Origin of the sequence: Mesorhizobium temperatum (assembly GCF_002284575.1) — a bacterium.
Classification (GTDB): domain Bacteria; phylum Pseudomonadota; class Alphaproteobacteria; order Rhizobiales; family Rhizobiaceae; genus Mesorhizobium; species Mesorhizobium temperatum.
In genome coordinates, this window is record NZ_NPKJ01000060.1 from 355,625 (window position 1) to 370,973 (window position 15,349).

Annotated in this window: 15 protein-coding genes and 1 other RNA gene; 8 read left to right on the top strand and 8 right to left on the bottom strand. The window is 63.0% G+C overall.

Annotation, left to right across the window (positions count from 1 at the left end; genetic code table 11):
• Positions 1 to 48: 48 nt before the first annotated feature.
• From modC to CIT26_RS23240, 5 genes are all read right to left on the bottom strand, one after another.
• Positions 49 to 1,161, bottom strand: coding sequence for a molybdenum ABC transporter ATP-binding protein (gene modC, locus CIT26_RS23220; protein WP_095494710.1), 1,113 nt, complete (start codon positions 1,159 to 1,161; stop codon positions 49 to 51).
• Positions 1,158 to 1,862, bottom strand: coding sequence for a molybdate ABC transporter permease subunit (modB, locus tag CIT26_RS23225; protein ID WP_095494711.1), 705 nt, complete (start codon positions 1,860 to 1,862; stop codon positions 1,158 to 1,160). The genes modC and modB overlap by 4 nt, the downstream gene beginning before the upstream one ends.
• A 13-nt stretch (positions 1,863 to 1,875) precedes the next feature.
• On the bottom strand, positions 1,876 to 2,673 hold the full coding sequence (gene modA / locus CIT26_RS23230) for a molybdate ABC transporter substrate-binding protein (RefSeq protein ID WP_206072801.1): 798 nt from the start codon (positions 2,671 to 2,673) through the stop codon (positions 1,876 to 1,878).
• 287 nt (positions 2,674 to 2,960) lie between these two features.
• Entirely contained in the window at positions 2,961 to 3,755 is a 795-nt protein-coding gene (locus CIT26_RS23235; RefSeq protein ID WP_095494712.1) for a thymidylate synthase, read from the bottom strand.
• A 146-nt stretch (positions 3,756 to 3,901) separates the two neighbouring features.
• Positions 3,902 to 4,213: a DUF2853 family protein gene (locus CIT26_RS23240; protein ID WP_095494713.1), complete on the bottom strand. Its 312-nt coding sequence runs from the start codon at positions 4,211 to 4,213 to the stop codon at positions 3,902 to 3,904.
• Between the two features lie 170 nt (positions 4,214 to 4,383).
• Between CIT26_RS23240 and ssrA the strand changes: the two genes are divergently transcribed.
• Positions 4,384 to 4,741: a transfer-messenger RNA gene (gene ssrA / locus CIT26_RS23245) on the top strand.
• 158 nt (positions 4,742 to 4,899) lie between these two features.
• Positions 4,900 to 5,466 carry an AAA family ATPase gene (locus CIT26_RS23250; protein WP_095494714.1) on the top strand — a complete coding sequence of 189 codons (567 nt, stop codon included), beginning with the start codon at positions 4,900 to 4,902 and terminating at the stop codon, positions 5,464 to 5,466.
• 47 nt (positions 5,467 to 5,513) lie between these two features.
• On the opposite strand, the gene CIT26_RS23255 is transcribed toward CIT26_RS23250, so the two are convergent.
• Complete coding sequence (locus tag CIT26_RS23255; RefSeq protein WP_095494715.1) at positions 5,514 to 6,719, bottom strand: multidrug effflux MFS transporter; 1,206 nt, start codon at positions 6,717 to 6,719, stop codon at positions 5,514 to 5,516.
• Between the two features lie 169 nt (positions 6,720 to 6,888).
• On the opposite strand from CIT26_RS23255, the gene CIT26_RS23260 reads away from it, so the two are divergent.
• The 4 genes from CIT26_RS23260 (at position 6,889) to CIT26_RS23275 (ending at position 8,742) form a co-directional block, all read left to right on the top strand.
• Positions 6,889 to 7,578, top strand: coding sequence for a TetR/AcrR family transcriptional regulator (locus tag CIT26_RS23260; RefSeq protein WP_095494716.1), 690 nt, complete (start codon positions 6,889 to 6,891; stop codon positions 7,576 to 7,578).
• 118 nt (positions 7,579 to 7,696) lie between these two features.
• Positions 7,697 to 8,230 carry an SspB family protein gene (locus tag CIT26_RS23265; protein WP_095494717.1) on the top strand — a complete coding sequence of 178 codons (534 nt, stop codon included), beginning with the start codon at positions 7,697 to 7,699 and terminating at the stop codon, positions 8,228 to 8,230.
• Positions 8,231 to 8,248: 18 nt separating this feature from the next.
• Positions 8,249 to 8,494, top strand: coding sequence for a DUF4169 family protein (locus CIT26_RS23270; RefSeq protein ID WP_095494718.1), 246 nt, complete (start codon positions 8,249 to 8,251; stop codon positions 8,492 to 8,494).
• 20 nt (positions 8,495 to 8,514) lie between these two features.
• Positions 8,515 to 8,742: a ribbon-helix-helix domain-containing protein gene (locus tag CIT26_RS23275; protein ID WP_095494719.1), complete on the top strand. Its 228-nt coding sequence runs from the start codon at positions 8,515 to 8,517 to the stop codon at positions 8,740 to 8,742.
• Between the two features lie 109 nt (positions 8,743 to 8,851).
• Here the strand turns inward: CIT26_RS23275 and CIT26_RS23280 are convergent, their stop codons facing one another.
• Both CIT26_RS23280 and CIT26_RS23285 read right to left on the bottom strand, forming a co-directional pair.
• Entirely contained in the window at positions 8,852 to 12,904 is a 4,053-nt protein-coding gene (locus CIT26_RS23280; RefSeq protein WP_095494720.1) for an AsmA family protein, read from the bottom strand.
• A 94-nt stretch (positions 12,905 to 12,998) separates the two neighbouring features.
• Positions 12,999 to 14,411, bottom strand: coding sequence for an FAD-binding oxidoreductase (locus tag CIT26_RS23285; RefSeq protein ID WP_095494721.1), 1,413 nt, complete (start codon positions 14,409 to 14,411; stop codon positions 12,999 to 13,001).
• 98 nt (positions 14,412 to 14,509) lie between these two features.
• Between CIT26_RS23285 and CIT26_RS23290 the strand changes: the two genes are divergently transcribed.
• Both CIT26_RS23290 and CIT26_RS23295 read left to right on the top strand, forming a co-directional pair.
• On the top strand, positions 14,510 to 15,016 hold the full coding sequence (locus CIT26_RS23290; protein ID WP_095494722.1) for a thioesterase family protein: 507 nt from the start codon (positions 14,510 to 14,512) through the stop codon (positions 15,014 to 15,016).
• A gap of 112 nt (positions 15,017 to 15,128) precedes the next feature.
• Positions 15,129 to 15,326: a hypothetical protein gene (locus CIT26_RS23295; RefSeq protein WP_095494723.1), complete on the top strand. Its 198-nt coding sequence runs from the start codon at positions 15,129 to 15,131 to the stop codon at positions 15,324 to 15,326.
• Positions 15,327 to 15,349: the final 23 nt, after the last annotated feature.

Here is a 15,349-nt window from a genome sequence, read left to right on the forward strand (position 1 = left end):
CCGGCGATACCGCTATTCTAATATGATACAGCGACAATTATCCGCCGGTCATCCATCCGCCTCGACAGGCAAGCCGATGCTCGTGTTCGCCCGGTCGAAGCTTACCGTCTTGATCACCGCGTAGACTTTTCGACCGAGCCGAAGTTTCAGCGTCTGTCGCGATTGCTCGGTGATCCGGGCAAGCACGGTTGCGCCATTGCAGTCTATGCCGATCTCGACCGTCGGCCCCTCGCCCGGCGCTATCGCCACGATCGTGCCCGGCAAGATGTTGAGCGCGCTGAGGCCCGTCGGCTGTTCGGTAGCAATCATCACATCGCGGGCACGGATGCGGATGCGCACCGGCGCGCCGACCGGCGTTGCCAGAAGCGGCACGCGGATCTCGCCGGCCGCCGAGCCAAGCACGGTCATGCCAAAGACTTCATCGTGGCGCAGCACCGCGGTATCCAGCACCGCGCCACCCTCGCCGCGCTCTTCCGCCGGCAACAGGTCGAGCCGCTGCATGATCGCCCCGGTCGGGCCGCAAGCAGCGACTTTGCCTTGCGCCACCACAACGACGTCGCTTGCCAATCGCGCCACTTCCGTGATCGAGTGGCTGACATAGACGATCGGGATTTTCGTCTCGTCGCGCAGCCGCTCGATGTAAGGCAGGATTTCTGCCTTGCGAGCCTCGTCGAGCGAAGCCAGCGGCTCGTCCATCAGTAACAATCTGGGACTGGCGAGCAGCGCCCGGCCGATCGCCACGCGCTGTTTCTCGCCGCCGGAAAGCTTTGCCGGCCGCCGGTCGAGCAAAGGGCCGATGCCGAGCAGGTCGACCACGGCATTGATGTCCGCATAGCGTTCCGCCGTCGGCGTGAACCAGCGGCCGTAGCGCAGATTGCTCGCCACGCTCATATGCGGAAACAGCCGCGCATCCTGGAACACCATGCCGATGCGGCGCTTGTGCTTCGGCACGAACAGGCCCGCATCCGTATCGACCAGCACGCGGCCGTCGGCCTCGACCCGCCCTTTGTCAGGCCGGATAAGTCCGGCAATCATGTTGATCAGCGTCGTCTTGCCGGAGCCCGAGGGCCCGAACAGCGCGGTCAGCCGCCCGGCGCTCTCGAAGCGGGCGTCGACCTCGAAATCGCCAAGCCGATGGCTGATGTCGACCACGACCGTCATTCGATGTCCATCCGCTTGCCGACGCGCCGCGCCAGCACCTCCGACGCGACAAGTGCTCCCATCGAGATGACGAACGAGATCAGCGTCAGCCTGAGCGCGCCGGCATCGCCGCCCGGCACCTGCGTGAACGTGTAGATCGCTGACGGCAGCGTCTGCGTCTCGTTGGGGATGTTGGAAACGAATGTGATCGTTGCGCCGAACTCGCCCATCGCCTTGGCGAAAGACAAGATCGCACCGGCGATCAGGCCTGGCAGGATCAGCGGCAGCGTGATCGTCCCGAAAACCCACAGCGGATTGGCGCCAAGCGTTCCGGCTGCCGCCTCGATTCTGCGGTCGACCGCCTCGATCGACAGCCGGATCGCCCGCACCATCAGGGGAAAGCCCATGACAGCGCAGGCCAACGCGGCACCCGTCCAGCGAAAGGAAAAGACAATGCCGAAATGCTCGGCCAGAAACGCCCCGGCCGGGCCGCGCCTGCCGAAGGAGAGCAGCAGCAGATAGCCGATAACCACGGGCGGCAGGATCAACGGCAGATGCACCAGCCCGTTGAGCAGCGTCTTGCCCCAGAATTGGCCACGGGCAAGCACAAGCGCGATCAATATGCCGGGCGGCAGGCTGGCGATCATCGCCACCGTCGCCACCTTGACGGACAGCCGGACCGCATTCCATTCGTCGGGAGTGAGGTCCAGCAACCAATTCATCTTTTGGTGTGCCTCAGTTGCTCGGCGTAAGGACCGTAAAACCTTGCGCCTTGAAGACCTCGCCTGCCTTGGCGGATTGCAGGCATTCCAAAAATGCCGGCGCATCCTTGTCCTTGGAATCCGCCATCTCGGCAACCGGGTAGACGATCGGCGGGTGCGAATCCTCCGGGAAGGTGCCAATCACTTTGACGCCGGGCTCGGCGGACGCGTCGGTGGCGTAGACGATGCCGAGTGCTGCCTCGCCTGTCGAGACCAGCTTGAGCGCTGCGCGCACGTTCTCGGCCTGTGCCACCTTGCCTTCGATCGAGGACCAGACGCCGAGCGATTCAAGTGCGGCCTTGCCATATTTGCCGGCCGGCACCGCTTTGAAATCGCCCATGGCAAGCCTGCCGTCGCCGATCAGCCCGGCAAGATCAAAACCCTTTTCGATCCTGGTTCCGACCGACGAATCCTTCGGCGCCACCAGCACGATCTGGTTGCCGAGCAACTTCACTTCGGTATCCGGCTTGGTCAGCTTCTTGTCGGACAGATATTTCATCCAGTCGAGGTCGGCTGAGATGAAGACATCGGCCGGCGCGCCGGCCTCGATCTGCTTGGCCAACGCGGAGCTTGCCGCATACGAAATCGTAGCCGCCTCACCGACATCGGCCTCGCAGGCGGTGTTCACGGCATCCAGTGCGTTCTTCATGCTTGCGGCGGCGAAGACGATCAGTTTGTCATCCGCGTGGGCAGCCGGCATAGCGGCGATCAACATCGTCGTGAGACCGCCAATGGCGGCCGCCTTCAATCCGAAACCCTTGCGCACCAGCATGAACTCTCCTGGGGCTTGAAAAAATCCGATCGGCGCGAGCCAGCCAATCGATATATCCATCTGAATATAACAAGGGAACGGCTTTTGCCAGACTAGCCCGAACAATGGCCCATCCAATGGCCTTGTGTGGTGCTGCCACCGCCTCCGATAAATAGCGGTGGATACAGCGCAACGTTGCAGGCCGATGCCGTGGATCAAAGCATCGGATACGGTGGTCGCGGCGGACGGCACAGCGCAACAGCCGAACGATTTCGAAACAAGGTAGGTAGAAGCCCGACGTTTGCGGCTCACACCGCGATCGGCGCCTTGATCGTCGCATCGGCGAGATAGTTTTCCAGCCGGAAATCCTCGAAGCGGAAGGCAAAGAGGTCCCTCACCTCCGGATTGATCGATAGCGTCGGCAGCGCCTTGGGCGTGCGCCGCAACTGTTCGCGCGCTTGCTCGAAATGGTTCGCGTAAAGATGCGCATCGCCCAGCGTGTGGACGAAATCGCCGGGCTTCAGCCCCGTCACCTGCGCCACCATCAGGGTGAGCAGCGCGTAAGAAGCGATGTTGAACGGCACGCCGAGAAAGATATCGCCGGAACGCTGGTAGAGCTGGCAGGAGAGCCTGCCTTCCGAGACATAGAACTGGAACAGGCAATGACAGGGCGGCAGCGCCATGGCTTCCACTTCGGCCGGGTTCCACGCCGAAACGATCAGCCGTCGGGAATTAGGATTCTTGCGTATCTCCTTCACGAGATTGGCAATCTGGTCGATGGCGCCACCGCGGCCGTCCGGCCAGGAGCGCCATTGCTTGCCATAGACCGGGCCGAGGTTGCCATTCTCGTCGGCCCATTCGTCCCAGATCGAGACGCCGTGGTCGTTGAGATATCTAGTGTTGGTGTCGCCGGCCAGGAACCACAGAAGTTCATGCACAATCGACTTCAGGTGAAGCTTCTTGGTGGTGGTGACCGGAAAGCCGCGCGCCAGGTCGAAGCGCATCTGATAACCGAACACCGAGCGCGTTCCGGTGCCGGTGCGGTCGCCGCGATCGGCGCCGTTTTCCAGCACGTGCTTCAAGAGGTCGAGATACTGGCGCATCGGCTTCGGCTCGATTCGGGTTACCGGCCATCATAACCGACTGGCTGGCGGCCGAACATGTCAAAGTACAGGATGTTCCAACAGGCGACTACATTGTGGGCTGGCGCGGAAATCGCGCCAGCTTTCCGCCTGATGCAGGACGATTGTCAGAGGCTGGCGAGCTTACCCAGATCCTTGGCGACCAGGTAATAGAAGGTCACGCGGCTCTTGGTGTTGTCGGCCTCCATCGCCTTGCAGGTCTTTTCGATGGCCGCGTCCGCCTTGCTGCCGTCGGCGATGCCGAGCTTTTTGGCAACCCAGTTGGTTTTGACGCGATCGAGTTCCTTGGAGTCCGTGCAGGACACCAGCGAGGAATCCCGATTCCTGAGCGCAATGCCCAAATGTTTCACGATCTTGGCGACCGCGTCGGCATCTGCCGCGGCGTCGTATTTCTTCACGTCTGCGAGATAATCGGCCATCAAAATTCCCCTCGTCGGCGCCACGGGATCCGGTCGATGAGGGTCGTGGCGTGCTGCCGCAAAATGTGCGCTAAGTCGGTAACTCCTCACCGCCGCAAAGCTTCGGTTGAGACCGTTGACAAGTCAAGCCTTCGCGATGCTGTTTGACACAGCGACAAAGCATCAATTGAGGCCTTTCATTTTCCACGATCGGTCCCTATATCTGTTTCGTCGGCTCGACCGACTATGGTGATAAACAGGCGATGAAATAAGCCGTTCGGACCCGGGGGCGGTACCCGGCGCCTCCACCAAAAACCGCTTTATCGAAGAGCGGCTTTTGCTGGGGGCGAAATAGGATCGACGAAGGTGTAAAGATCGTACTTTTGCCCGGCATTGTACCACCGTTATCGGGCTAAACTTATAGTTGCCAACGACAACTATGCGGAAGCACGTCTCGCCGCGTAAGCGGTGCGATAGCTTCAATTCAAGCCCTAGTGGTTCGCACTTCTAGGCGGGGTTCGGAGGTACCTGGCAACAGAAACCTCCACTTCTCCCCTCTTCGACTCCCACTTCCCCCTCCGATCCCCATCTCCCCTCGATATTGTGACGGCAGCAGGCTTGCTGGTCGCGCTTCTTGTGCTGCGCCCCGTCGCGACGCTGTCTTGCCGACAAATGCGGGCGGCCGCATTCGTCCAAAGGACTGAAAAATGCAAAACGATTCCGATCGATTTTTCGTGCTGACCGGCGGTCCGGGTTCCGGCAAGACCACATTGATCGAAGCCTTGCGGTCGGCCGGCCTTGCCACCTCGCCCGAAGCCGGACGCGGCATCATCCGCGATCAGTTGGCGATAGGAGGGCCGGCCCTGCCCTGGCACGATCCGGCGCAGTTCGCCGAACTGATGCTGTCCTGGGAGCTGCGCTCCTATCGAGCTGCCCTCGAACAGAACGGCCCCGTCTTCTTCGATCGCGGCGTGCCGGACACTCTTGGTTATCTGCGCCTCACTGGCCTGCCGGTGCCCGACCACGTCAGGAATGCCGCCGAACGCTTCCGCTACGCCAGTCATGTCTTCATCGCACCGCCATGGCCGGAGATTTTTCGGCAGGACAGCGAACGAAAGCAGACCCTCGACGAGGCCGAACGCACCTATCATGCGCTGACCGGCATCTATACGGAATTGGGCTATGAACTGGTCGCGTTGCCCTTGGCGCCGGTCGAGGCGCGATTGCGATTTATCTTCGCCGTGGCAGGCTTGCAGCTTGAGCCCAGACGTTAAAAAGGCCGGGAATGACCCGGCCTTTTCATGCTCTCGCTGGAAAGCACCTACTCTGCCGGCGCTTCGATAACCTCCCGCCCACGGCCGAGCGTCACCTTGGCCAGCATGAAGGAGATCACCGCGCAAAGCGTGATGCCGGCCACCATCGGCAGCGGCGTGCCGTCGAAGAACACGCCGGCGATGCCCATGGCGACCGCACCGATGGCGAAGTGCAGCGTGCCCATCAGCGCCGAGGCCGTGCCGGCGATCGCGCCATGCTCCTCCATGGCCAGCACCGAGGTCGTCGGGATCACCAGGCCGAGGAACCCGTAGCCGACGAACAGCAGCACCGCCATCACGTCGAGCCGGTCGACGCCGGACGCCATCACAGCGAACAGCACCACCATCGTCGTCGCATAGCCAACCACCGCGACCCGCACCACCGGCCTTAGCCCGAACCGTTCGGACAGCAGCCCCGTCAACTGCGACATGCCGATGAAGGCGACCGCGTTGATCGAGAAGAACACGCTGTAGACCGACGGCGACAGCCCGTAATGGTCGATCAGGATGAAGGACGAGCTCGACAGATAGACGAAGAAGCTCGCGATCCCGAAGCCGCCGATAGACGCCAGGCCAAGGAAGTTGCGGTCGCCCATCAGGAAGCGATAGGCCGAGAGCGCGGTGCCGAACGAACTGCCTGCACGCGCCTCGACCGGCCGCGTCTCCTTGAGCGAGGTCGCCAGCAGGATGGTGGCAAGCACCGCCCCACCCGTTACTGTCCAGAACACGGCACGCCAGCCGAAATTCTCGATAATGACGCTACCGGTCAGCGGCGCCAGGATCGGCGACACCGAAAACACCAGCATCAAGAGCGACATCAGCTTGGCAGCCTCGGTGCCGGTGTGCAGGTCACGCACGATGGCGCGCGGCACCGCCATGCCTGCGCTGGCGCCGAGCCCTTGCAGGAAACGGAAGGCGATCAGCCATTCGACCGAGGGTGCCAGCGCCGAGCCGATGCCGCCGACCATGAACAGTGCGAGGCCGCCGTAGAGCGGCAGCTTGCGCCCGACCATGTCGGAGATCGGTCCGACGACGATCTGGCCAAAACCCATGGACAGAAAGAAGATCAGCAAACTCATCTGCACGGCAGCGGTGCTGGCCTGCAGATCCGCGCCGATCGAAGGCAGCGCCGGAAGATACATGTCGATGGCGAACGGACCGATGGCGGACAACAGGCCGAGCACGACCGCGATGCGGAGGAATTGGGGACTCATGATAGCGGGCTTCTTTCAAATCTGGTTGCCGCCGCGGGCCGGCGTGTAATGCAAGGACGTTCCATCCCATGAAATTCCGACTTCTTATACGGAGCGAAATCTCTTTCAGTGAAAGTCCAGAAATTTAGACACTCTTGTCTAATTCGTCAATCACCTCTATATAGTTTTCATGAAGCACGACGTTTCTCCTGACACCATCCCGCCACGCGGCCACGAGGCCAAGCGCGCCTCCATCATGGACGCTGCCGGCGAGGTGTTCTGCCGTGAAAGCTTCGCTGGCGCCAATATCGACATGATTGCCGCCGAGGCCGGCGTTTCGCGCCAGACGATCTACAACCACCATGGCGACAAGGAGAAACTCTTCGTCGCCATCGTCCGCGACCTTACCGAGCGCTGCAATGCCGGCATCTTCGCCACCATTTCCACCTTTCCGGACCAGCCGAAGAATCTCGAGGCCGATCTGATCGCTTTTGCTGTGCGCATGAACCGCAACTGTATCTGCAACCGCGATGGAAAATTCCTGCGCAAGCTGATCCAGACCGAGGGCGAGCGCTATCCCGAGCTCTTTGCCGAATGGCGCGAACAGGGACCGGGCAGGACATGGCCGGCTATCGCCGCCCGTTTCGCCCGCCTCGCCCATGCCGGTTTCCTCGACATCGAGGACCCCGACGTCGCGGCACGCCAGTTCCTGGCCCTTGCCAATGCCGAATTGCAGACGACCTTCATGCTTGGCGGCACGCCGACCAATGATGAAGTGCTGCAATCGGCGACACATGGCGTGCGCACTTTCCTGCGCGCCTTCGGCAAGGGGCAGCCGGCGGCCGACGCGCAAAAGCACAGCGCGCTCGCTGGCGGCTGAGCGATCAAATCTGAGGCATGCCCTCTCGCATCTGCGCTGCCGGCGTCTATATCCGGTTTACGCCGCGCTCAAGCTTGATTACAGCTATGCGGACGATTCAACGGAACCCGACAGCCACATGGCCGACGACCACATTCGCTACGACATTCTGGCCCAGGAGGCATTGCGCGGCGTCATGCGCAAGGTCCTGGCCGAGGTCGCGCGCACTGGCCTTCCCGGCAACCATCATTTCTTCATCACTTTCCTGACCGGCGCCCCGGGCGTGCGCGTATCTTCCCGCTTGCGCGAGCGCTATCCCGAACAGATGACCATCGTCATCCAGTTCCAGTATTGGGACCTGAAGGTGACCGACACCGGCTTCGAGGTCGGGCTGTCTTTCTCCGACGTGCCGGAAAAGCTGGAAATCCCGTTCTCTGCCGTGCGTGGCTTTTACGACCCGTCCGTCAATTTCGAGCTCGAATTCGACGTGAAGACGGAGACCTCGGCAGAAGAGGAGTTGGCCGGCCAGCCCGCTTCCGAACCGCTGGCCGTCGTCGCCGAGAAAAAGCCGGAAAAGAAGAAGACCGCTGAGGCCGAAAAGAAGCCTGCCGCGGCCGACGCCGCCGCCAAGGGCGCCGAAGTGGTGTCGCTAGACGCCTTCCGCAAGAAGTGATCCGACGGGCCGCGCGACATGGCCGACATCGTCAATCTTCGCCAGGCCCGCAAGCAGAAGGCACGAGCCGAGAAGGGGCGCCTGGCCGAACAGAACCGGACGCTGCACGGCCGTTCCAAGGCCGAGCGGGAGCGTGACCGTCTGATCGCCGAGAAGGCAGAAACGTTTGTCGCCGGCCATCGCCGCGAAGCCTCTGGCGATCCGGATTCCCCGAGCATCGGACCGAAAAGTGCGCCGCGGTTTTCGGATAAATCCGATGCTTGAAGTGAAATGAGTCACGTCCGGTGAGCCCGATCGAGAAACGCTCGGTGACCATTCGCGGCCATCGCACCAGCTATTCGCTCGAAAAGCCGTTTTTCGACGATCTCGTCGCCATCGCGGCCGCGCGCAAACTGACGCTCGCCGCCCTCGTCGCCGAAATCGACGAGGCCCGGCCGCGCCATGCCAACCTGTCCTCGGCGCTCAGGCTCTACGTCCTGGATTGGGCGAAGCGAGGGATGAAACCGGTCTAGAGCGGGATGCGTTCAAATTGAACTGGGCATCCCGCTCTATCTGTTTGTTTTAGCCGCATTTCTGCGACGCCAAGTGATTCCACTTGGCTGCAAAATGCTCTAGGTGGAGCTATCCGCCGCCCAGCGACTTCAGCAGATTGTCGATCGACGAAGGTTCAAGCGTGGGTTTTGGCGCGGATCCTGCTGGCGGCGGGTTGTCATTGGCCGGCGACTGACGCGCGCGCTCGATTTTCTGCGCCTGCTCAGCCGCCGCCCTGCGCTGGGCGTCGAGCTTTGCCTTTTGTTCCGCAGCGATCCGCCTCGCCTCTTCCGTCCGCCTCGCCTCTTCCGCTTTCCGGCGTTGCCGTTCCTCGGCTTTCGCCGCCTCGTCCGCCGCTTTTTGCGCCGCCTTGGCTCTCGCTTCGGCATCCGCCCTGGCCCTTGCCTCCGCCTCGGCCTTGGCTTTGGCCACGGCTTCAGCCCTCGCCCTTGCCTCCACCTCGGCCCTGGCTTTGGCCACGGCTTCAGCCCTCGCCTGCGCATCCGCTTTGGCCTTCGCCTCCGCTTCGGCCCTCGCCTCCGCTTCAGCTTGAGCCTTTGCCTCGGCTTCAGCCTTCGCCCTGGCATCTGCCTCGGCTTGCAGCCGCGCCGCCTCCTGCTGCTTGCGCAATTCCTCGGCTGCCCTCTCACGCTCGGCTTGCAGAGCCGCGTAGTAACGCACCTCGCGCCGCAGCCGCTGTTTTTCAAGCAGCGCCGCCTGCATGGCCTCGACCCGCTGCTGTTCCTTTTCCAGCGCGCGCTGGGTCAGGAACTGCGCCAGCGACTCACTGTCGAATTGCCGCTTCGCGGCGCCGAACGGCCCGTCGACGCTGAAATTCACAGTCGGATCGGAGCCGATCAGCGCTTCGTCGCCGGGCCGATAAGTGATCGAACCACTGGCGGCGACCGTGCTGGCGTTCAGGTCCGCCGTGATGTCGGCGGACAGCTTCGCAGCCGGATTTTCAAGATTGACCGGCGGTGCCCTCAGCGTGCCGCCGGCAATTGTGAAGGCGATGTCGGTATCCCCAGCCGGAAAACTGCCGTCCGCGGCGATCTGCGGCGCGAAGCCGGCGGTCTTGGCCGCATCGATATCGCGCCCGATGGCGTCCGCCTTGGCGATGAAGGCGCCAAAGGCGTCGGGATTGACGCCGGCAATGGTCAAGCCCTTCAGCGCCGCCGTGCCGGAACCGGACAGCGCCGCAACCATCGCGTCGACCGATTTGCCGCTGGTCGAAAGCGCCGCCGAGAAATCGCCGCTTCCGCTGATGCCAGTCTCTGGCAGCACGGTGGCCAGATCGGCGCCGGCAAGTTTCAGCTGGCCGGAGAAAAGCCCGGTGCCGTCATTGTTCTTCAGTTCGAACAGTCCGGAAAGCGCACCGCCGGCGAACTTTGCCTTGAGGTTCGACACGCGGATGCCTTCCTGGTCGAGCTTCAGCGACAGCGCCGCGTCATAGGCCGCGGCAAGCGGGCCGGCGACCAGCGACGCCGTGGTCAGCTCAAGTTCAGCGGTGAACGGCAGGCTGGACTTCTGGCTGAATGGGGCGGCCGGCCAAGCCTTGCCGGAGCCCAGGAAGGCCTGGTCGCCAAACAGCGCTACCGCCATCGGGTCGAGATCCAGTTCATCGAGCGCCAGCGCGCCGGCAAGGTGCGGCAGCCCGTCATTGACGTCGACATTGACGTCACCGGAAACTGCCGCCTCGTTGATGGCGCCGCTGAGGCCGGACAGCACCAGAAGGCCGTTGCCGAAGTCGGCGTCGGCCGCAAGCCACGTCGACATGCCTGTCCCCAGGCCCGGCAGGCCGATGCCTGTCGTCATCAGCCACGGCTCGATGTCGGCGGCTTCCAGGCTGACCTTGCCCTTGGCGGTGGCGCCTTGTGGCGTGCTGGCGATCATCCCATCGAAACCGGCTTTGAAGTCGTTGCCGGTTAGGTTGAAGCTCGTCGCCATGCCGCCGCCAAGCGTGCCTTTCGCCGAAACATCGGTGGTCGCCTCGCCAACCATGCCGAGCGGCAGCGCCGGCAGGCCGTAAAGCGCCAGAAGCGCGGTGGCGTCGGTATTCCTGGCGTCGAAGGTCACGGACACCGGCGCCTCGAGAAGCCGATCGGCCAGTCCTTTGCCGGACAGCGATGCTGAAAACGCCGAGCCACCTGCCCTACCTTGCGCGCTGACCGCCAGTCCCGTCGTGCCGTCGCCATTGGCGGCGGCACTCGTCACCAGATCGATGCGCGCATTCTGGAACAGCTCGGGATAGGCGGCCACACGCCCCGCCAGCCCTTTCAGCACGGCATTGTCCGGATAGTGCTTCGCCGCGACATCGACCAACGGCTTGAGATCGACGGCGACCACCGAGGCATCGAGCTTACCGGTCGGGCTCGCTGGGAAATCCTTGATCCGGCCGGTGGCGCTGATCGAGGCGCCGGCAAGTCCGCCGACCGAGAGACGGTCGATTTCAAGCAGCCCGTCGCGCAGCCTGAGCGCCGTATCGACCGTATCGGCGGTCAGCCCGCCGGCACTGACCGGCCCGGCCTTGATCTGGAAATCGAGGTCGCGGTCGGAAAAACGGTTGGCGCCCTTGTCGCTGATGAAGATCGAGGCGAAGGCGGCGAGGCCGTCGACATCGAGCTCGCCGCCTTCGAGCCGCATCAGCACCGACGGCCTGGCGTCGGCGCGCTGGCTGGAATCGATGCGCCCGGAAAATTTCGCCTTGCCGAGAACGAGTTCGAGGTCGCTGAAGGCCTGGCGGTTCCCGGTCAGGTCGACCTTGGCCTTGAAGCCGGCGGCCGGCAGCCGGCGGATCGCCTCGTCGACATCCTTCGACAGCCAGGCGGCAAAGCCGGAAGGCTGCCCGACGGCCAGAAGCAGCGAACCGGTGAAGCCGAAATCATCCTCGACGCTGAGCATACCTTTTGCTTCCAGCCTGGCGCGGCCTGGGAGCGTCGCGCCCAGCGACTTCACCGACCAGCCGGCATCGGCCGGCTCGGCGGAAAGGCGCACGTCACGAACCGTCGTGTCGCCGGCCACCACCGCCGGCAGCTTCACCTCGACGGTGCCCGGTATGGTCGGCTTGGGCAGGTCGAGCAGCGCCTGCTCCAGCGCCGCGACGCGCTCGGAAAGCGTCAGTCCGGTCGCGGCGCCGACGGCTTCATCGAACTGCACCTGCGCGCCATCGGCCTCGATCGAAAAGCGAGGGTTCGGCCCAAGCTCGACGGCAGCCCTGCCGTCGGCGGTGTAGGGATTATCGAGCGGCCCGGTCTCGAAGCGGAATTCGTCGACACCAAGCTTCCGGTGATCGAGCGAGAACTTGCCGTTCAGCCTGAACCCCGGCTCCGGCTTGGCCGCGCTGGCCTTCATCGCCTCACCGTCGGTGTCGCCAAGCCGCGCCGGACTTTTGTCGGCACCATTCTTGTCGGAACTTGCGACCTTGAACTGGCCCGAATAGATGGCGGCGCCGTTGACGATGCCGGCATTGCCATCGGCTTCGACGACCAGCGGATAGGCGTCCGGATTGGCCTTGAGCCTGAGCCGCATCTGTCCGTCGCCACCGGCTTTGCCGGTTGACGCGACGACCGTGCTGCGCAGGCCGTCGAGCCGCAGCGAACCATCCATCCGCCAAGGTCCGGCCAGCGATTTGGCAGAGATCGTCGAGTTGATTTCGGAAAGCAGATGGCTGCGCCCGCCGGCGGCATGGCGCAGCGCGATCTCTCCCTCGGTCACCGTCAGCTTCTCGATCGAGATCTGGCTGGGATCGAAGGGCGAGGACGGGCGTATCGCCCAGTCAACCGTGCCGTCGGCGGCAATGTCGATCGTCGCCCTCGGCCGCACCAGCCGCATGTCGAAGATCAGCACCTCGCCGCTCAGGAAGGGCGCCAGTTCCGCATCCATCGAAAAGGTCTCGACGGTCATTGCCGGCTGGCCGCCGGGGCCGCCGGCAACGGTGACGTTCGAGAAGGTCACCGAGGGAAACGGCAGCAGCCGCGCCGTCGCATCGCCCTGAACGGTTACCTTACGGCCCAGAATGGCGCTTGCCTCACGCTCGAAATCGGCACGGTAGCTTGTCCAGTCGATAAAATACGGCACCACCAGCGCCGCACACAGCACCAGCACGAAAAGGCCACCGAAGATTACGAATAGGCGTGCGAGCATCAACTCCCAAGCAGTTGATTGAAAATCAGCCGCACTCTACCCGCATCAGCGTGTTGATAAAGAGGCAAATCGATCGCCCCAAGAGCAAAAAGCTCTAGTCGACGGGCAGTATCTTCCCAGGGTTCATGATATCAAGCGGATCGAGCGCCTGCTTGATCGTGCGCATGATGTCGACGCTGTGGCCGAGTTCATGGCGCAGGAAGCCGACCTTGCCTTGTCCGATGCCGTGCTCGCCGGTGCAGGTTCCATCCATGCCGATCGCCCGCATGTTCAGCCGCGCGACAAACTCTTCCGTCGCGGCGATTTCCTTCGGATCGTCCGCGTCCATCAGCACCAGCACATGGAAATTGCCGTCACCGGCATGGCCGACGATCGGTGCGATCAGCCCCATCTCGGCGATGTCGGCTTCGGTTTGCGTGACGCATTCGGCAAAGCGCGAGATCGGCACGCAGACGTCGGTCGACAGCCCCTTGGCGCCCGGCCGCAGCGTCAGCGACGACCAATAGGCGTCGTGCCTGGCCTTCCACAGCTTCGTCCGTTCCTCGGCGACGCTGGTCCACAGGAATGGTCCGCCGCCATATTCTTCGGCGATCATGCCGAAGGTCTCGGCCTGCTCGGCAACGCCGGCATCACTGCCATGGAATTCGACGAACAGGCATGGGCTTTCCGGATAATCGAGTTTCGAATAGCTCTTCATCGCCCGCATCTGCAGCGCGTTGACCAGTTCGATGCGTGCCACCGGAATGCCCATCTGGATTGTCGCGATCACCGCGTTGCAGGCCGCCTCGACGCTGGGAAACGGGCAGACGCCACCGGAAATCGCCTGCGGAATGCCTTGCAGCTTCAGGGTCAGCTGGGTGATGATGCCGAGCGTCCCTTCAGAGCCGATCAGGAGCCGCGTCAAATCATAGCCGGCCGAGCTCTTTTTTGCGCGCTTGCCGGTCGTCACCGTCTCGCCGTCGGCCATCACCGCCGTCAGCGACAACACATTCTCGCGCATCGTGCCGTAGCGCACGGCATTGGTGCCCGACGCGCGCGTCGCCGCCATGCCGCCGAGCGATGCATTTGCGCCCGGATCGATCGGAAAGAACAGGCCGGTGTCGCGCAGATGCCGGTTGAGATCCTCGCGCGTCACACCGGGCTCGACCGTGCAGTCGAGATCCTGCGGGTTGACCGCGAGGATGCGGTTCATCCGCGACGTATCCAGCGAGATGCCGCCGCCCGGCGCGTTGGTATGGCCTTCCAGCGAAGAGCCGACGCCGAAGGCGATCACCGGCACGCGGTGCGCGGCGCAGATCGACACGATCTCCTGCACCTCCGCCGTCGTCTCCGGAAACGCCACGCCATCCGGCGCCTGGGTCGGAATGTAGGTGGTGGTATGTGCGTGCTGGGCGCGGATTGCTTGGCCGGTCTGGAACCGCTCGCCGAGCCGCTGCTTGAGGATGCCGAGCACAGCGGCTATGCCTTCTTCGTTGCGCTCGACCGGATTGAGGTCGCTCAGAGCCATCTATTCCTCCGCGAATGGACCAGTGTCCACCCTTGTTATGGACTTATGGATGGGTAGTCTCACCAACCACGTCCTGTCCAGCGAGAAGGAAGTTGTCGATGTCCACCCCTGCCCCCTTCGTCTCTCGTGCCATGGACATCGAGAAGGACTGGATCGACTACAACGGCCATCTCAACATGGCCTATTACAACGTGCTGTTCGACCGCTGCTCTGACGAAGCGTTCGAAATGATGGGGATGGGGCTGGATTATGTGAAGCGGCGGCGGCTGACCATCTACACGGCGGAAGTCCATGTCTGCTATATCAGGGAGCTGCATCTCGACCACAAGGTCAATGTCTCCTTCCAACTCCTCGACCATGACAACAAGCGGCTCAGGGCCTACCAGGAAATCCGTCATGTCGACGGCTGGCTCGCTGCCACTTCCGAATCACTGTCGCTGCATGTCGACATGTCCGGACCGAAGGTGGCGCCCTTCCCGGCCGATGTCCTGGCCAAAGTCGAAGCGATGCGCGCCGCCCATGCAGCGCTGCCGATGCCTGAGCGCGCCGGCCGTTCGATCGGTATTCGTCGCAAGACGCTTGAACCGCAGTCGGACCGCCGTTAACCTTACCAAGGTTTTAACGTGAACAAGCCGAATTGAGGCGTTGAACGACTCAGCGCGGCGTTCGAAAACCGTCCGCACGGGCGGCGGGGCTGAAGCGGTTCGGGGAACGTGCATGAAAACCGACATCAAGGTCGAGGCCGACAAGCTGGCGGCCGACCAACGCATCACCGACTATGATTTCTGGCGCTCGCTGAAGAACCTCAACAACGAGATCTTTCACATCGCCAACAACAACGAGCCGATCCCCTTCGCCATGATCCGCTGGCGCGCCATCCTGAAGCAGGCGCGGATGAAGCGCGGGCATGCCTGACGGGCAGCGCTTAATTCCTTAAC